This window comes from Chlamydia caviae GPIC (genome assembly GCF_000007605.1).
GTDB lineage: Bacteria > Chlamydiota > Chlamydiia > Chlamydiales > Chlamydiaceae > Chlamydia > Chlamydia caviae.
Genome location: NC_003361.3, coordinates 850,267 through 868,490 on the forward strand (window position 1 = coordinate 850,267; position 18,224 = coordinate 868,490).

Consider the following 18,224-nt stretch of genomic DNA (forward strand, 5'->3'; position numbering starts at 1 on the left):
TATTTACTTTCGTATATTTTTATATGCTTTTGTCTTACCCCAAGGAAAAGTAACATCACAACTTTTCTCTGTGTAAAACAGCATATCTCCATCGGGTAAAGAGTCTAGAGGAAAGGAAATGCTAATGACCATATTTCCTGACTTTAGCTTTTCTAAAGCTATGAGGACACCTTTCAACACTTTTAAAGAATACGACGAGCCGTAAAAATAGACGCAAGAAGCTTGTGACAATTCTGTTTCATGAAAATTTTCCTGAAAAAACACTGTAGGCTGTGCAGACAACAGCCTATGCATACGAGAGGCAAAGTTAATAAACGTAGATTGGTTATCTATACCCACAACCTGGCATCTCAGAATATGGGAAAACCAAAAACATACTTTCCCTAGTCCACAGCCTAAATCATAAACAACATCTTGAGAAGTAACTCCGAATTCCCTACTGACTTTGTTTAATGCTGACCAAGGGGTCTCTCCATAAACATTTCCTTCCTTTAGCAATGAAGATTGTGGAGAACGGCGTAACTTCCTGTAGGGATTTCTGAATAAGGAATAAAAAAACTTCGCTAAATCATATACGATGAGTTTTGGATATTTCATATAGAGTGAGAAGGATAAATAGATATATTCTCTAATAGAGAATATTATTCTATGCATTCCTACTCGCAATATATGTAAGAATGAAGACTTTTTAATTACGGAGCTCTTTAGGCGGTTGAAATACGACATCTTCTATAGCAAATATATCTTCTTCAACTTGTAAATCGGGTATTAACTCTTTTAACCTAGAAATACAAGATTGAACAATATGCTCGGGAGTTGACGCTCCTGCTGTTATTGCAATATCACCAGAATAATTTAAAATCTCATCAGAAATATGATCCGGGCTATTCACTAATCTAGCAGGAATATTCCTTTTTTCAGCAACTTCTCGTAAACGATTGGAGTTAGAGCTTTGCACATCTCCAATAACATAAACGAAATTCACCTTAGGCAATACCGAACGTAGAGCTTCTTGACGATTTTGTGTAGCATAACATACAGAAGAACTCGGCAAAGTGATGATATGCGGATAACGCACCTTTAACGCCTGGGTGATTTCAGCAACATCATCTAAGCTTAACGTCGTTTGAGTTACAAAAAACAAAGGGACACTCTCTTCAAAAGGAAGATTAGCTACATCCTCTACCTTTTCTACCACGGTAACACTTTCAGGAGCTTCTCCGCGAATCCCAATAACTTCCACATGCTTTTTCTTCCCTATTAAAATAATTTGATAACCTTTGCTTGCATAAAGCTTCACCGCAGAATGAATCTTAGTTACCAAAACACAAGTCGCATCAATATCAAAAAGATTCCGAGTTCTTGCCTCTTCGCGCACCTCTGGAGGAATCCCATGAGCAGAATAAACAACCTTTTCTCCAGAAGGAACATCGCTAAGATCTTCGATAAAGATCGCCCCTCTCCTCTTGAGATCATCTACTACATGTCGGTTATGAACAATTTCATGTTTCACATAAATCGGGGCTCCCCATTTCTCTAAAGCAGTCTCTACCACTTGAATAGCGCGAACTACCCCAGCACAAAACCCTCTAGGATTATTTAATATAACCCTACGCATATATCTTCCCTCCAAACATGGATACAATGCTAAAAAAAACCTTTAGAAAAAGATTTTTGTCTTTTTCTAAAGGTTACTAATATAACAGATATTTATTTTTTCTTCCAAATTAAGAAGCTTTGTTATCAGCTTCTCTTTCAATAAGATCAAGAACTAAACTTTTCACAGTGCTAATGTAATCAGAATATTTTCCTGTTTGTACATCCGTATCTGTAAAATCTAAGAATATATGAGGAGAGACCCCTAAATTCTCTATGTAAGAACCGTCAGGTCTTACTGCTAGAGATCCTGTTAAAGAACAACTTTTAATGCCTGTTCTATTAGGGAACTCTACGTTAAAGACAAAACCTCCGGCTCCTGCTGTGGCCGTTCCTACAATAAGAGCTCGACCGCTATCCTTCATAATCGCAGGGAATAAATCTCCGCAGGAGAAATCTTCCTGATTGATTAAGACGCAGATAGGACGTGTATAACGATGTTCAGGATGTGGATGTACTTTAGCAAATCCTAACAAAGGCATAGGTGTAGAGAGATTAATATCCCCATTTGCCCAACATTTTAAAACAGTATTAGAAAATGTCTGTAGATATCCTGCCGCATTCATATCGATAGGATAACCTTCCATATCCTCACCGAGAGCATTTCTTGCTTGCTCATCGGTTTCAACTCCTTCAAGAAGGTTCAACCATTGTACTGCAGATTGTACTTCACTTTGAGTGAGAATCATTCTATGTTTAGGTGTTTCTAAAGGTCTGTCTGTTAATCTAGAAATCAATGCATAAAGATAGAAGACACTACCACCAGGATTGTTTGTCTGATCGATAATCAAAGCTTCGGTTTTCTCTTGTAAAACACTAATGATCTCGCTGAAGTCATCCCATGGGGATTCCATATTCATAGCAGTACGATCTTCCATATCTGTCCAAGAATATGTAGAAATCCTAAGGAATCCAATACTGTGAGACTGTCCATGATTATCGGTGCAGGTGAACACATAAGCATGGTAAGGACCACTTTTAGCTTTCCATGTCACATGTCCAAAATCAGGTAAGAAACCTCTTTTACTTCCGATATTGTAATCACTACTTAAACCACGTTTATATTGCTGACGTAATTCCTTCCAGAAATAAGGAACCATTTCGTTTGTGAATAAACAATTTTCAGAAGCACTAGATAATAAAGGGCAAGCACGGCTAGATCTCATCTGGATGATAGGATCTTTTACTAAAGGAGATATTAAAGATAGATCTTGAATATATTCAGGCGTATGGCGCCATTTAGCTTTTACCGTACGCGTTAAACCGCTAGGACGACGAATTTTTAATGTTGCCACTCCCATAGGAATTTGATGGCCTAAGGCAGCAGAACGAGAAAAGAGTGTTCGTGCAGCTGCAGCGTAATCAGAAAGAGCTCCTCTACCAGTACGTATACTCTCGATTACCTCCATAATCGGCATACCGTCCATCTCTAAAATTTCATCACCTACAGAAATTTCAGAGTTATACGTATGCACATCAACAATAAAGCATCTGCGAGAATTGCTTAACTTAACCGTATAAGGTAGATGAGAATTCTCTGTGCGGAAGAAAGTAATCCCGGCATGAAAATCTTTTAAATCAGAGATATATTCTGCAAGAACTCCTTGGCAGTAGCTTGTTGAAGGATTTTCCTCAATACACAATTTTAAACGTGCTTGATCCGTTGCATCTTTCAAATCCCAATGAAAAAGCTTATGTTTCCACTCTTTAGGAGCATATTTAACATCAAGTAAGTGTTCCAAAAAATCCAAGTCAGAACATGCATTTTTTTGAACTAAAGTCTTAGCGGAACCTGAAATTTGAAAACCTAATACTAAGGAGCAAATCAAGGCTGTAATTTGTTTCACTTTCATATTTACCTCTCTTCCAAATAGAGAATGTTTATAAGGAGGTGGTATGATAGGGGGATAAAGATTTTATTAAAACAAAGTTTTTCAAAAAAATTCTTTAACCTTGAGACAACCTACTCAAAACAACATAGCAATGCGCTCGAGCATAAAGTATGAAATAAGACCGCCAAAATAACTAGCCAATGCAATCCAAGAGATCTTCTTAAAATACCATAGAAAATCAACTTTCTCGATACCCATGAAGGCAACTCCAGCAGCCGATCCTATGATTAAAATACTTCCCCCAGTACCTGCCGCATAAGCAATCAACTTCCATAAAGTATCGTCCATCGGGACTTGATACATACCCATAGTCGCAGCAACAAGGGGAACATTATCCAATACGCTTGAAATAAGACCAATAAAAATAGCGACAACATTTCTAGAAAATATCCTGTCCATACTCATTGAAAGTTCGGAAAGAACATTGGAAAAAGTCAAAGCATTGACAGCAAGCAAGATACCTATGAAAAAGGTAATTGAGGAGATATCGATCTTCGTTAAAATGTGAGGGATACGCAAATGATAGCGATCTTCACCATGGGGGGAGTGAATCCAATCACTAGCCAACCAAACAAGACCGAGTCCTAGTAAAGCTCCGATAAATGGAGGAACTCCTAAACAAGCTTTCCAGACAGGAACCATCAATAAGGATCCTAGACCAATACAAATGATCAAACCACTTTTTTTAGGAGAACCTTCTATCTCAACATCCTTAGAGATCATTCCTGTAGTGCGCTTTTTAAGCATAAATTGCGCACAAACCCCGGCAATAAGAACGCAAACCAAACTAGGAACAAATAAAGCGCGAATAATTCCCCAAGAAGTGACTTTATCATTGATCCATAGCATTGTTGTTGTTACATCTCCTAAAGGTGTCCAAGCACCTCCAGCATTCACACTAATAACACAAATAGCCCCTAAAAGCAGACGATCTTCTCGAGATTTCACCAACCGCTTCAAAATGGAAATAATGATGATGATAGATGTTAAGTTATCTAAGGCTGCTGATAAGAAGAAAGAAAGTGCTATAAGCACCCAAAGGAGTAAGGTCCTAGACTGTATATAACAACACCGTACGATTATCGAAAATCCCTTATGTGCATCTATAAGTTCAACAATAGCCATCGCTGCGAATAAAAAAAAGATTACCTGAGCCATATCAGCAATTTCTTCAGCTAGAATCATGTGATCCGCATGTTGTATATGAGAAAAACAAACTAGCCACATTAAACCTCCCATAGCAAGAGCCACGGCAGATTTATTCACTCGCACAATATGCTCGAAAACAATCGCGATGTATCCAAATAAAAACAGAGCACACAATTGGAATTTCAACATAATGACCTCAAAAATAATTCTACGAACTAGTGTACTCCTATTTACGGGTTAGGTAAAGTAGGAAAAATAGTTCTAGATTAAGAAAAGCATTTCTTTGTTATATACTAAAATCAAAAATTTGTTATTCAGCTCCGTTTTGTATGGCAATACTATATTCTTGAAACTTAGATTTAATAAGACAAAACCTCTATAAACATAACGAACTATTTGACAAAGATACTAAAGAACAGAACAATAATAAAGTTCTCTAGTTCTGCACCCACGTTAGGAGTCTAGTGAAAGTCGCCTTATCGTTTAAACATCTTGTTCCTAAGCTCTACACATGTATTAAGGATGGTTATACCTTTAATACATTTAAAAAAGATTTCTTAGCTGGACTTACTGTAGGCGTTCTAGCTTTTCCTTTCGCTATTGCTATTGCAATCGGTGTGGGCGTATCCCCTATTCAAGGTTTATTAGCTTCGATCATCGGAGGGTTTATAGCCTCTGCTTTAGGCGGTAGCCGTGTTCTTATATCGGGCCCGACAAGCGCTTTCATCTCTATACTTTATTGTATTTCGGCAAAATATGGAGTCGAGGGGTTATTCACAATCACCCTAATGGGAGGGGTATTCCTGGTAGCCTTTGGGCTTACAGGACTGGGAACTTTCATTAAATATATGCCCTACCCCGTGGTTACAGGATTGACAACGGGATTAGCTGTTATCATTTTCTCCTCTCAAATTAAAGACTTTTTCGGTCTGCAAATGGGAGATAGCGTTCCTACAGACTTCATTGCTAAATGGATAGCTTACTGGGATTATCTATGGACCTGGGATAGTAAAGCTTTTGCCGTAGGGTTATTCACCCTACTCATCATGATTTACTTCCGCAATTATAAGCCGCGATATCCAGGAGTCATGATCGCTATTATCGTAGCTTCAACACTAGTGTGGTTACTAAACATCGATATTCCTACGATTGGCAGTCGTTACGGAGCTCTTCCAAAATCGATACCTATGCCTTCGTTCCCACATCTTAGCCTGACAAAAATTTTACAGCTTATGCCGGAAGCTTTAACTATTGCCGTTCTTTCCGGTATTGAAACTCTACTTGCAGCTGTAGTTGCTGATGGTATGACAGGATGGAGACATCAATCCAATTGCCAGCTTGTTGCACAAGGTATCGCAAATATTGGTACATCATTCTTTGCCGGTATGCCTATAACAGGTTCCTTATCAAGAACTGCAGCAAGCATTAAATCTGGAGCTACAACTCCTATAGCAGGATTGGTTCACTCAGCCTTTATCTGTGTTATTCTTTTAGCTTTAGCACCACTAACAGTAAAAATTCCTCTTACCTGTTTGGCCGCTGTTCTTATTCTGATTGCTTGGAATATGAGTGAGATACATCACTTTATTCATTTATTCACTGCTCCTAAAAAAGACGTTGTTGTTCTTCTAACCGTCTTTATCCTTACGGTTATGACGAATATCACTTCTGCAGTGCAAGTGGGTATGATGCTTGCCGCGTTTCTATTCATGAAACAGATGAGTGATCTGTCTGACGTGATATCTACAGCAAAATATTTTGATGAGAATAAGCAGGCAAAAGATGATAATTTCTTTTCTAAATCTGAAGTTCCTGCACATACAGAAATTTATGAAATTAACGGGCCTTTCTTCTTTGGAATTGCTGATAGATTGAAAAATCTTCTCAATGAAATAGAAATGCCGCCAAAGATTTTCATATTATGTATGAGTCGCGTGCCTACAATTGACGCCTCCGCTATGCATGCTCTAGAAGAATTCTTTTTAGAATGCGATCGCCAAGGGACGCTCTTGCTTTTAGCAGGAGTGAAAAAAACACCGCTAAGCGATCTCAAACGCTATCATTTGGATGAGCTTATCGGTGTTGATCATATCTTCTCGAATACGAAGAGCGCTCTCTTATTTGCTCAAGCTTTGATCAATTTAGAAAGCAAAGCCTCTCATTAAAATTTTCCCACCATAGATTCGGGAACAACAAGGCGGTCAAACTCTTCTGCAGATAGATAACCCATTTGTATACAGGCTTCTTTTAAATTAATATTGTCATGGAAAGCTTTTAAAGCCATTTTCGAGCATTTATCATATCCTAAAACTGGAGTTAAAGCTGTAACAAGCATTAAAGAGTTATCCAAATACTCTTTAAGACGAGGTTTATTCACACGCAAACCTGAAACAAAGTAATCTGCAAAAGCCTGCATACCTCCCGCAAGAATATCCACAGATTGTAAAAAGTTATAAATTATTACAGGTTTCATCACATTGAGTTCAAAATTTCCTCGACTTCCCCCCATGATTACTGCTTGGTTATTCCCTATAACCTGAGCACAAACCATTTGCAAAGCTTCGCACTGTGTAGGATTGATCTTCCCCGGCATTATTGAAGATCCCGGCTCATTCTCAGGAAATAGCAACTCTCCTAAACCACACCGAGGACCAGATCCTAAAAAGCTTAGATCCGTAGCTATCTTTGTTAAAGCACAAGCTAAAGTAGCTAAAACACCATGAGCATTTACTAACGTATCGTGGTTAGATAATGCTGAGAAATAATTCGATGCAGCAACGAAAGGCTCTCCGGTTTCCTGACGCAAATAGTGGATCACTTTATCTATAAATCCATTAGGAACATTCAATCCCGTACCTACTGCAGTTCCCCCTATAGCTAACTCATACATATGCGTAAGGGAAAACGCTACCCTCTCTAAGGATTGACGTATCTGATTACTATAACCAGAAAACTCCTGTCCTAATGTCATAGGAACAGCATCCATTAAATGTGTTCTTCCTATCTTTACGCAGTCACGAAATTCAGCTACCTTAGCATCTAATGCCCTTTGCAAATGATCCATAGCGGGAATGAGCTTTTTCTTCAGATTAATCACCGCAGCAATATGCATAGCTGTAGGGAAAACATCATTCGAAGATTGGGATTTATTGACATGATCATTAGGATGTATCGGTGTTTTACTACCTACAACCCCTCCATGACGTTGAATAGCTAAATTAGCAATAACCTCATTTACATTCATGTTGGATTGCGTGCCGCTGCCCGTTTGCCATACCTTTAAAGGAAAATGCTCCTCAAATCCGCCTTCAAGAATCTCAGAAGCAGCAGAAACAATCATGTCACAATATTTTGAATCTAAAAACCCTAGATCATGGTTGGCTTTAGCAGCACATTGTTTGATCAAAACTAAAGCTCGAATAACTTCTTTAGGCATAACCTCAGGAGCCCAAGAAAAATATTTTTGAGAGCGCGCTGTCTGCGCACCATACAACTTATCTTCAGGGACTTCTACAATTCCTAAACTATCATTTTCTTGCCGCATATATTCTATTCCCTTATGATTTCTTTATTATTTCTTTCCTCTACATTACAAAATGAAAACAAAGTTTTTGTGTTACTTTCTAACTATTTCTCTTTTCATTTTGTTTTGGGAATTTTTTGCTAGAAATAACGCATCATTTTCCTTTCTCTGTCCGCCTCCATCAAAAATAGCAGCGAATTTTTCAGATTCTATGAATCTTATCCTTTCTTCTTCCTGGTATACTCTGCGAGGTATTTTAGGAGGATTCTTTTTAGCGCTATTCTTGTCGATAGGCTTGGTTATCCTTATGCTAACCTGCAAGCTAGCAAAAGATCTCTTAAATCCATTTTTCATACTGGTACAATGCACTCCCATGTTCACCCTAGCACCGTTAATTGTGCTGTGGTTTGGCTGGGGATTAAATGCTGTCATTGTTCCTACGGCTCTTACTGTCTTTTTCCCTCTAACAATAACGATCTATCAGGGGATCACATCCACCCCCCCAGAGCTTTTAGAGCAGTTTACGCTACATCAGGCAACAAAACGACAAGCCTTCATTAAACTACGCCTCCCCCATGCTCTTCCTCATATATTTTCAGGGTTAAAAATTGCTATGGGATCTGCAGGATTTGCCGCTATAGCTGGAGAATGGGTAGCTTCACAATCAGGTCTCGGCATTCTTATTTTAGAAAGCCGAAGAAATTATGATATGGAAATGACCTTTTCAGGATTGTTTGCTCTAACAACGGTAACTTTCATCCTATTTCAAGGAATTTTACTAAGCGAGAAACTGATCTTTGCTCTATTTCGCATAGAGATAACAATAAAAAAACTTCGCCTGCCAAGTAGAAAATTGGCTATGTTACTTATTCCCTTACTTATTCTTCCTATATGGAAAATCAAAACTAAACACACACAACCCAGTAATCTAACTCCTATAACTTTGCTTTTAGATTGGACTCCCAATCCTAACCACATTCCCTTGTATGTAGGGGTTTCTAAAGGCTTTTTCCAGAATCAAGGTATAGATTTACATATTCAAAAAAGTACTGATACCGGAGCTGTTATTCCCCATGTTCTATTCGAACAGGTAGATCTGACTCTCTATCATGCTCTTGGAGCAATAAAAACCTCTCTTCAAGGAGCTCCTGTACAAATAGTCGGATCGCTAATCGGTTCTACTTTGCAAGGATTTATCTATAGGAAAGAAGATAACATCTCAAAATTCAAAGACCTAAACAATAAAGTTTTAGGGTTTTGCCTAAACAACTCGCGAGATCTTTCTTGTTTATTAGAGACGTTACGCCTACATGGGGTTGTTCCCTCAGAGGTACGCAATGTTAGCTCTGATTTAATCTCCCCCATGTTACTGAAGAAAATCGATTTTCTCTATGGAGCTTTTTATAATATTGAAGGTGTTAAGCTAGATACTTTAGGCATGCCTGTAGGCTGTTTCCTATCCGATTCCTACGGTCTTCCTACTGGCCCTCAACTTCTCTTATGTGGAAAAAAAGATACGAAAGCCACATCTCCAGAAATTGTCGAGGCAATACAAAGAGCTCTTCAACAAAGTATTCATTACTGTCAACAACACCCTAAGAAAGCCTTTCAAGCATATCTTAAAGCGACACCGGACACACCTAAAATTGTTAAAGATGAACTTCTTCAATGGGAAGCAACTCTCCCTTTACTTGCAAAATCTCAAGAACCACTGAGCAAAGAACTCACAAATGCTTTATTACAAGCTATAGTTCACCGTTACCCGAACTTGGCAGATAAGATTACAAGCTTCTCTCTAGATCACATATACCCGTCTAATTCACAGGTTTGCCAGGATGAGAAAATACATGAGCAAGCCGAAATAGGACATCTCGAAGCACTTCCATCGGTTTCTGGTCAGCACTAATACGAGAAACCTTATGAATAGGATAGTGTTGAATGATAGCATCGATATCTTTTTGATATGATTGCAAACGCTTTTGCAATACTTCAATACCGACCTCGTTAATTCTTCCCTTAGCATAGAGAGATTGTTGCGTACGCTCGAGCAACTTCACCTCTTCATGCACCTCTAAAATAATTACATGACGTACCATGATATAGGAATCAAGGAGTTTTGCCTGACCTACTGTCCTTGGCAGACCGCTAATAAGCAAATCTTGACGATCTGGGAGGAATTGTCCAGTAGCGACTAGTCCCTGAACATAGTAATTCCACACGGCAACAACATCTTCATCTGGAATCAAAGATCCAGAAACTGCATATTTATGAAACAGCTGGCGAATGGGAGACCCTATAGGATAACGGCGGAAAATATCCCCAAGAGAAACATAAACCTGACTACCCCCATGGGCTATAAAATTTCCCAATAAATCTTTACCAGCTCCAGGAGGACCAAATAAAAGAATAGAAGAAAAAGGTTTACTATAGAGCTCTATACTGTCTGCTATCGATTCATCTATCATAAGATAATTTACCCTGCCTCCTCTACAATTTCCAGGTTTCTCCTCTCTTTAGTTGATTACCTTGAAAAATAATAGCCTTAGCATATAAAAATTCTTCCCATGGACACTATTTATTTTCTATTATCCCAAGCTTGCATATTATTATTTGCAACAGATGCTTTAACTAATGTTTTAGTATTAAACCATGTACTTGCTCCTTATTCCAGAAAGGCGCGTTTATCTCTATTAGTCAGAGAAAGTGTATTTGCTCTCTTTAGTATGTTCGCTCTTTACCAGGCCGCTTTGGGTACTCTCTATGTGCTAAAAACACCTCTATGTGCCATAAAAGTTGTAGGGGGAATCGCCGTCACTCTAACAGGAATCCGGGCTATTTTAAATTTAAGTAGAGAAAATAGCTGGAAAGGGTTTACCTCTCCCTCTTCCTTATCCATGGTAACACCTATTGCTCTGCCCCTGATGATCGGACCTTCTTGGCTAGCTGCCTGCTGTACTTTAATAGGCAAGCGCTATAGCTTTGCTTCTGTTTCTCTTATTCTCATTCTTTCTTGGTTCCTTATTTCCCTAACAACGATCATCCTACAAGTTTTTATTGGTGGGGGAAAAGAAAAGACCAAGCCACTTCTTGCTATACAAACAGTACTTGGTCTTTTTGCGACAATTGTAGGTACACAGTTACTTATGTCCGGATTACAACTAGCCTTCTTATAAAAGAGACGTCTTATGTTAACTCTTATCAATCTTAGCTTGTTATTCTACGTACTCTTTGACGCTCCGGGATCTGTTCCCGTTTTTGTGTCCTTGTTGAAGCGCTACTCTGCGAAAAGACAACAGCATATCATTCTTAGAGAATGTGTCTTTGCTCTTGCTACCCTATTACTTTTTGTTACCTTTGGAAGAAAATTCTTCCAATTTCTTGACATCTCCTTATATGCATTTCAATTCATCGGTGGTGTTTTGTTATTTTCAGTATCATTGAAAATGATGCTGGTCCCCCCACCTGTAGAATCTGATTCATCTGAACCTCAATCAGAACCTATCTTCTTTCCTCTAGCCTTCCCTGTAATCACCGGGCCTGCGGTAATTACTGCTTTGCTTAGCTATATGGAAGAAAATCTGTTTTCTAAAGAACTTATTCTTGGTGCTATGATTATAGCTTGGGTACTATCTGTATTTACTTTATTGAGCTCGAGTTTTTTCAATCGTATCCTCGGATCTTCCGGTTTAGTTGCCTTAGAAAGATTGTTCAGTGTTGCCTTATTATTAATGTCTGCAAACCTCATGCTTAAAGGTATTTCCATCGCGTTTAACATAGGTTTTTATATTAAGTAGTGTAGTGAAATGAAAAGAAATGATCCCTGCTGGTGTGGAAGCAAACGCAAGTGGAAACATTGCCACTATCCTCAGGCTCCTCAAGTGTCCTGGGAACAACAAAAACAATATTACGCGTCGCAATACGATATTATTTTAAAGACTCCTGAGCAAATCGAAAAAATCCGTTATGCGTGCCAAATCACTGCTCGCATCCTCGATGCTCTCTGTGAAGCATCTAAAGAAGGTGTAACTACAGAAGAGTTAGATCAACTCTCTCGCAAATTACATAAAGAGTATCATGCGATCCCCGCACCTTTAAACTATGGAACCCCACCTTTTCCAAAAACAATCTGTACATCACTTAATGAAGTGATCTGTCACGGGATTCCTAATAACAATCCTTTGAAGAACGGCGATATTATGAATATCGACGTTTCTTGCATTGTTGATGGATATTATGGCGATTGCAGCCGCATGGTAATGATTGGAGAGGTCTCAGACATAAAAAAACGTGTATGTCAAGCATCTTTAGATTGTCTAAACGCAGCTATAGCTGTGTTAAAACCTAACCTACCCCTATATGAAATTGGCGAAGCTATAGAAGCTTGCGCCGATACTTACGGATTTTCTATTGTCGATCAGTTCGTAGGGCACGGAGTAGGAATAAAATTCCATGAAAACCCTTACGTCCCTCATTACAGGAACCGTAGTAATATACTATTAGCTCCTGGAATGACATTCACCATAGAACCTATGATCAATGTTGGGAAAAAAGAAGGAATTATCGATCCTAGAAATCACTGGGAAGCAAGAACTTGTGATAACCAGCCCAGCGCACAATGGGAGCACACCCTGCTTATTACTGAGACAGGTTATGAGATACTAACTCTTCTAGAGAAGTAATCTCTTCTTCTAACCCTTCTATATGTGCTAGAAGATTTTGAATCATCTCGATGTCTTTCATATCTGCAAAGCTCGAGGTGATTTCCTCTTGCTTTTGTAAAGCAAGATACTCTTCACGAACTAAGAAAAGCTCCTTACGAACTTCTGCTAGCGTCTCTGTTTTTTCAGCAAACTGTTCTCTTAGCTGCAAATATTTATCTTTATAAGACTTAAGCTCAACATCAATAGCCGGCGTTTCAATAACGATAGCTTTTTGTTCGTTCACAAGAGCATTTAATTGTGCAATTTCCTCATCTTTTTGATGTAAAAAATTCTGACACTCTTCTAATCGTACACGCAGTTGATCGACTTCTTGAACATGAGACTTAAGACTATGACATTCCTCTTCTAGGGTTGTTCTCAGTAATTTTTCTTCAATAAGCTTATTTTCTAAGGACGACACCTTCTCATCTTTTTCTCGCAAAGTGCGGAGCCATAGCTCAGCATCCTTACTTTCGTTACTGGAAAAAGTTTCTTTCCCAGATACCCAAGAAAATACAGAAGTTGTTTCATCTCCAGCTACAAGACGAACATATTCATTATGTAAAACAGCATAATCTTCCAACCAGCTATTTTTCTGATCAGCAAGAATCTGCAAGTCTAAAGCCATATGCTCCTGCTTCTTACAAGAAGCTTGCAGCAAAGCCCGGTATTCTTGAAGCTCAGATTCTAAAGCTTGCGCACGTTTTTCTAAAAATTCACACGCCATAGCTTTATCATGAACTACTTTATCGTAAGCTACTTGAATCTCCGTATACTCGTTTGATAGCTGATCATATTTTTGTTTTTGTTCATCATTTTCTTCATCGATAAGGGATATGCCAAAAACAAAAATTCCCCAAGATAATAAAAAGGCTGTAGATAGCCCTAAAGCCCACAATAATGAAGAATAAGTAGCGATGTACTTATAATAGTATACAGATAGAAATAAACAAGAAACTACACCATATCCCCAAAACCGGAAATAAACAGAAGCAACTAAAGCTAAAGCAGAGAAACACATCGTTAACAGAAGTAACGTTGCATCCACGATAGAAGCACAACCTAATCCACAGAAAATCAAAACTATAGATGATAGAAATACCCACTCTATTGAAAAAGACCTACATCTACCCAACAAAGTTTCCCATCTAAATCCTTGATAGACTTTTCGATAAAGATGTTTATTAAAAACGTGCATGGCCTCAAATCCCATACAAGAATACTCCTAAGATTCTTCCAGAGAATCTTGAGCCTTAGTTAATAAATAGCTAATCACAGCAGGATCTCCCTCGTAGGTCATCTCTACTTTCATCTTACCATCTGAAGACGCATGCCCGCAAGTCACCAATACATAAGCACTCACATCCTCATCGAAAGTTCCTGTCCCGTCGTCACATTCGTTTCCAGACACTTCCTTCTCCTCTCTAGCTAAAGGCCCCTATCACCAATTCATTGATTGATAACAAGTCCTTTATTTTCTTTAGAAACTCTAAACCTTAGAGATCAAAACTTTTTTACTTTCCCTGCGAAATTTTTTAATTCTATTTGTTGCTAAAGGAAAACAACTTATTAAACAAATCAAATTATTGATTGAATTTATTATTTAATAAAACGCTTTGTTTATTGGTAAAATAAAACTAAATAAAACTAAAAATTTTTCTATTATGACAATACAACCTATCAGCACCGCATCTACAGCTTCGATAGCATCTAAAGAAACGGCGCAGGCTGCTCAACTTCCTCCTTTAGATCCATTAAACACACCTCCTATTGGGGCATTGCTTTTTAGTATTTACGAGCTTCTCCTACAAGCGATTGAAATTCGACAACAAACAGTTCTGACTCAATCACAACAATTAAATGATAATACTAATATCCAACAACAATTAAACCAAGCAACTAATCAAATCAAATTTGCTGTTGTAAGTGCTGGAGGCAAGGAAGACGAAATTACTCGAGTACAAAACCAAAACCAGAACTACTCCGCTCAAAGATCAAATATTCAAGATGAATTAGTCACTGCTCGACAAAATGGACAAATTATCCTCTCACACGCATCTACGAACATTAACATTATCCAACAACTAGCCTCTCAAGACTCCTCGTTCTTAAAAACGACAAGCGCCATTGGAAGTACAGTAAACCAACTCAACAAACCTCCTTCATAAGCAAGTAGGGAAACAACTTAAAGTTAATCGAAGAAAATAGGTAGGAAATTATGTGGTTCTCTTCTCCAGCACTTCAAACTAGCCCTAGAGCCGCTATTGACGTTCCCGGGACATCTATCACAGGTGGACCAAATACAGCAACAGCCGATGAAATTATTGCAAAATTTGCGAAAGATTCCAATCCTCTGATTATCACCGTGTACTATGTATACCAGTCTGTATTGGTAGCGCAGGACAACTTATCTATTATCGCTCAAGAACTTCAGTCTAATGCTTCTGCCCAGACTTTTTTAAACAACCAAGAAGCTTTATACCAATACGTAACCATACCTAAGAACAAATTAAACGATAACTCGTCGGCGTTCTTACAAGATGTTCAATCAACAAACCAAGCTGTTGGAGCTTCTCGACAAGCACTACAAAACCAAATTTCAGGTTTAGGAAATGGTGCTCAGGTTATCTCAAGTAACTTGAACACGAACAATAACATTATCCAACAGTCTCTACAAGTAGGCCAGGCGTTAATTCAAACGTTCTCACAAATTGTAAGTTTGATAGCAAACATTTAATCATAAGGAACTTAGCATAATGACCACCCAACCTATAATACCAGGCGTTGATAAAGTCCCAACAGTTGTTCCAGCAAGTACAAAAGTTGTGTCTGATAGTATTGTGATTAATAAACCTTCCGCTATCTATTTCTGCATCTCTGTAATGTTGCAGTTATCGACATCTACTACAGAATTCGGAAAGGCCATTATGTCCGTACTTCAAGACAATACGGTAATACAACAAAAGAAAACAAAAGAGCTTATTAACCTACCTTTATTGAAAGTCCCCGACCTTCAAAAAGTTGATAATTTTAACGCAGATAAACCTGAATATAAAAACCAGACAGAAATCCAAGCCTATCAAACCTCGAACCAACAAATTACTGCTAACCGACAGTTAATCCAGCAGGAACTGGCTGCTGCACAACAAAGAGCACAAGCAAACCAAAAAGCGGTAAATGCTACGTCTACGGAATCTATGAAGTTATTGCAAGCAACTAATGCTCTCCTATCTTCATTAAAAGACTATAATATTAAAGCAAATCTAACGACATCTCCGTCTGATTAATTATTTAGATAAGGACTTCTAATAAAACAATCCATGATCTAATATAAGCATTACTGAAAAGAAAAGAATCAGGTAAAACCTCCATGAGGGTTATCTTCCCAGATAAACATAACAGATACCCGTTTCTCACTCAGATACTTAAACGGCTTCCCTCGTTTATCTTAATAACCTCATGTGTTTCCCCTATTCTTTCTTATTTGATGAAAAAACTCTTTGGCATCCCAGGGATCATTGAAACCCTGGCGCTATCCACAGAAGGAATTCATAAATATAAATTCTGGCAGTTTATCACCTACCCCCTCATTACCGCAGATTCTCTATGCATCCATAAAGAAGGGTGTATGGACATTACTCAACGGTTACTTATTAGAAATATGCTTGGCTTCACTTTCTTTTATAAAGCCACTAACCACGTCATTCGAAAACTAGGGTCAATAACCTTCCTAGTCCTTATTGTCAGCCAGACTCTTATTATAGGAGTTGTCATTTGGGGATGCTTGAAACTATTTCACAGCTCACAGGCCCTATTTGGTCCAGAATGTTTAATTAGCACGCTGATGTTAATTTGGGTTTTCCTTGATCCAGAAAAACGCCTAGGACTCACCCCACTCCCTATTACCCTATCGCGTAAATGGGGATTTGTCGTCCTAGCAACCTTTTACTTCTTTATTCTACTCTTCTCAGGAGCCTTCGCTTTATTCTTCGGATCGATATTATCCCTAATGTTAGGGGTTCTTTTTTGCTATAAAGAAAAAATCCCTAATCCCTACAGAATATCTCGGATGTTTTAACCTTCTTCGGCAAATAATGCCAAAATCGCCGCCCGAGCCTCTCCAAGACCAGAAAGAACACCTTCCTCAAACCGAAAGAAAGGATTTTCTTCCAGCATAGAAAAATCCATGGGCTGTAATACATCATCAGAAGTTAAATTCGGGACGATCTGCTCCCCCATGCTTTGTAAACGAGATTTTTGATTTTCATAAAGCTGATTCAACAAATCATGTAGTTTATTTTTCATTTTTCTCTTTTCGCTTCTCTATAAAGAATTGTTTCATCAATTGTTCAGACTCCTCACGGCAGATCCCCGAGAAACACTCTACCTGATGAAATGGGTGTTTTGCTGTAAAAACATTTATCCAACTTCCTCCTGCACCTAAACGCAAATCCGGAGCTGCCCAGACAATTCTACGAATACGGGCTAATTGAATAGCCCCAGCACACATCAAACAAGGCTCAAGAGTACAGTAGAGCACGGTATCTACCAAACGCCAATTCTCTAAATATTGTGCTGCGGCTCCTATACATAAAATTTCAGCATGAGCAGTTGGGTCCTGAAACTTCTCCGTAGTGTTGTGACCACGAGCAATTATTTTATTATCTTTAACTATAACACAGCCTACGGGAACCTCATCCTGATCATATGCTTGGCGAGCTTCCTTTAGTGCTTGATTCATAAAAAATATATCTTTTTCTATATCCATAGGCTTTATATTAAATAACTCATAACCACTTTTTGGAATTGGATTATAAAAAATCCTCCTATTAAGAAATAATAAAAAGTCCTCACATCAGTTTAACAACCATTTTTGAATCAGATTGAAAATATAGAATTTTTATTTGCAAATCAAAAAAACCCGCCTCACCATACCAAAAGGTGTACATTAACAATCTTCTCAAGTATAATTGGCTTTTGCAGCAATTATTTTATTTTAAGGAGACATCCAATGTCTTTGGATAAGGGAACTAAAGAAGAAATTACAAAAAAGTTTCAACTTCATGAAAAAGATACCGGTTCAGCAGATGTGCAGATCGCTATATTAACGGAACACATCACAGAACTAAAAGAACATCTCAAGAGATCTCCTAAAGACCAAAACTCTCGATTAGCCCTACTAAAATTGGTAGGACAAAGAAGAAAGCTCTTAGAGTATCTTAACTCTACAGACACCGAAAGATATAAAAATTTAATTACAAGATTAAATTTAAGAAAGTAATCTTTCATTTATTTTCCCCGAAC

The 18,224-nt window shown here is 38.2% G+C and carries 20 protein-coding genes; 10 read left to right on the plus strand and 10 right to left on the minus strand.

Annotated elements, in window-relative coordinates:
* Window positions 1–3 precede the first annotated feature (3 nt).
* The 4 genes from CCA_RS03730 to CCA_RS03745 form a co-directional block, all read right to left on the minus strand.
* Window positions 4–726: a class I SAM-dependent methyltransferase gene (locus CCA_RS03730; protein ID WP_011006698.1), complete on the minus strand. Its 723-nt coding sequence runs from the start codon at window positions 724–726 to the stop codon at window positions 4–6.
* Window positions 689–1,618 (minus strand): 4-hydroxy-3-methylbut-2-enyl diphosphate reductase, encoded by a 930-nt coding sequence (gene ispH / locus CCA_RS03735; protein WP_011006699.1) that lies wholly within the window; start codon window positions 1,616–1,618, stop codon window positions 689–691. The genes CCA_RS03730 and ispH overlap by 38 nt, the downstream gene beginning before the upstream one ends.
* 109 nt (window positions 1,619–1,727) lie before the next feature.
* A complete protein-coding gene (locus tag CCA_RS03740; protein WP_011006700.1) occupies window positions 1,728–3,509 on the minus strand; it encodes a protease-like activity factor CPAF in 1,782 nt (593 codons plus the stop codon).
* 114 nt (window positions 3,510–3,623) lie between these two features.
* Window positions 3,624–4,886 (minus strand): NhaD family Na+:H+ antiporter, encoded by a 1,263-nt coding sequence (locus CCA_RS03745; RefSeq protein ID WP_011006701.1) that lies wholly within the window; start codon window positions 4,884–4,886, stop codon window positions 3,624–3,626.
* Between the two features lie 275 nt (window positions 4,887–5,161).
* Between CCA_RS03745 and CCA_RS03750 the strand changes: the two genes are divergently transcribed.
* The gene (locus CCA_RS03750) at window positions 5,162–6,862 is read left to right on the plus strand and encodes a solute carrier family 26 protein (protein WP_011006702.1); all 1,701 of its coding nucleotides are present in this window, start codon (window positions 5,162–5,164) and stop codon (window positions 6,860–6,862) included.
* Here the strand turns inward: CCA_RS03750 and fumC are convergent.
* Complete coding sequence (gene fumC / locus CCA_RS03755; RefSeq protein WP_011006703.1) at window positions 6,859–8,241, minus strand: class II fumarate hydratase; 1,383 nt, start codon at window positions 8,239–8,241, stop codon at window positions 6,859–6,861. The two genes, CCA_RS03750 and fumC, sit on opposite strands and share 4 nt — an antisense overlap.
* A 52-nt stretch (window positions 8,242–8,293) precedes the next feature.
* On the opposite strand from fumC, the gene CCA_RS03760 reads away from it, so the two are divergent.
* Window positions 8,294–10,126, plus strand: coding sequence for an ABC transporter substrate-binding protein (locus CCA_RS03760; RefSeq protein ID WP_011006704.1), 1,833 nt, complete (start codon window positions 8,294–8,296; stop codon window positions 10,124–10,126).
* On the opposite strand, the gene CCA_RS03765 is transcribed toward CCA_RS03760, so the two are convergent.
* On the minus strand, window positions 10,035–10,685 hold the full coding sequence (locus CCA_RS03765; RefSeq protein ID WP_041462227.1) for a nucleoside monophosphate kinase: 651 nt from the start codon (window positions 10,683–10,685) through the stop codon (window positions 10,035–10,037). The genes CCA_RS03760 and CCA_RS03765 overlap by 92 nt on opposite strands.
* Window positions 10,686–10,784: 99 nt before the next feature.
* On the opposite strand from CCA_RS03765, the gene CCA_RS03770 reads away from it, so the two are divergent.
* From CCA_RS03770 to CCA_RS03780, 3 genes are read left to right on the plus strand one after another with little or no spacing between them, the layout of a single operon-like run.
* Window positions 10,785–11,393, plus strand: a complete 609-nt coding sequence (locus CCA_RS03770) for a MarC family protein (RefSeq protein WP_011006705.1) — start codon at window positions 10,785–10,787, stop codon at window positions 11,391–11,393.
* A gap of 12 nt (window positions 11,394–11,405) precedes the next feature.
* Entirely contained in the window at window positions 11,406–12,014 is a 609-nt protein-coding gene (locus CCA_RS03775) for a MarC family protein (protein WP_011006706.1), read from the plus strand.
* Between the two features lie 9 nt (window positions 12,015–12,023).
* Window positions 12,024–12,899, plus strand: a complete 876-nt coding sequence (locus CCA_RS03780; protein WP_011006707.1) for a methionyl aminopeptidase — start codon at window positions 12,024–12,026, stop codon at window positions 12,897–12,899.
* On the opposite strand, the gene CCA_RS03785 is transcribed toward CCA_RS03780, so the two are convergent.
* Window positions 12,856–14,007 (minus strand): hypothetical protein, encoded by a 1,152-nt coding sequence (locus tag CCA_RS03785; RefSeq protein WP_193328808.1) that lies wholly within the window; start codon window positions 14,005–14,007, stop codon window positions 12,856–12,858. The genes CCA_RS03780 and CCA_RS03785 overlap by 44 nt on opposite strands.
* 138 nt (window positions 14,008–14,145) lie before the next feature.
* Window positions 14,146–14,331, minus strand: a complete 186-nt coding sequence (locus CCA_RS03790; protein WP_011006709.1) for a hypothetical protein — start codon at window positions 14,329–14,331, stop codon at window positions 14,146–14,148.
* Between the two features lie 253 nt (window positions 14,332–14,584).
* Here CCA_RS03790 and CCA_RS03795 point away from each other — a divergent pair, with 253 nt between their 5' ends.
* The 4 genes from CCA_RS03795 to CCA_RS03810 all read left to right on the plus strand — a co-directional run bounded on the left by CCA_RS03795 (window position 14,585) and on the right by CCA_RS03810 (window position 16,998).
* Window positions 14,585–15,088: a DUF720 domain-containing protein gene (locus CCA_RS03795; protein ID WP_011006710.1), complete on the plus strand. Its 504-nt coding sequence runs from the start codon at window positions 14,585–14,587 to the stop codon at window positions 15,086–15,088.
* A gap of 50 nt (window positions 15,089–15,138) precedes the next feature.
* On the plus strand, window positions 15,139–15,657 hold the full coding sequence (locus CCA_RS03800) for a DUF720 domain-containing protein (protein WP_011006711.1): 519 nt from the start codon (window positions 15,139–15,141) through the stop codon (window positions 15,655–15,657).
* 19 nt (window positions 15,658–15,676) lie between these two features.
* Window positions 15,677–16,207, plus strand: a complete 531-nt coding sequence (locus CCA_RS03805; RefSeq protein ID WP_011006712.1) for a CT847 family type III secretion system effector — start codon at window positions 15,677–15,679, stop codon at window positions 16,205–16,207.
* 83 nt (window positions 16,208–16,290) lie between these two features.
* Entirely contained in the window at window positions 16,291–16,998 is a 708-nt protein-coding gene (locus tag CCA_RS03810) for a hypothetical protein (RefSeq protein ID WP_011006713.1), read from the plus strand.
* Here the strand turns inward: CCA_RS03810 and CCA_RS03815 are convergent.
* Entirely contained in the window at window positions 16,995–17,225 is a 231-nt protein-coding gene (locus CCA_RS03815; protein ID WP_011006714.1) for a hypothetical protein, read from the minus strand. The genes CCA_RS03810 and CCA_RS03815 overlap by 4 nt on opposite strands.
* Window positions 17,215–17,688: a tRNA adenosine(34) deaminase TadA gene (gene tadA / locus CCA_RS03820; protein ID WP_011006715.1), complete on the minus strand. Its 474-nt coding sequence runs from the start codon at window positions 17,686–17,688 to the stop codon at window positions 17,215–17,217. The genes CCA_RS03815 and tadA overlap by 11 nt, the downstream gene beginning before the upstream one ends.
* Before the next feature lie 243 nt (window positions 17,689–17,931).
* On the opposite strand from tadA, the gene rpsO reads away from it, so the two are divergent.
* Window positions 17,932–18,201, plus strand: coding sequence for a 30S ribosomal protein S15 (gene rpsO, locus CCA_RS03825; RefSeq protein ID WP_011006716.1), 270 nt, complete (start codon window positions 17,932–17,934; stop codon window positions 18,199–18,201).
* The last annotated feature ends 23 nt before the right edge of the window (window positions 18,202–18,224 follow it).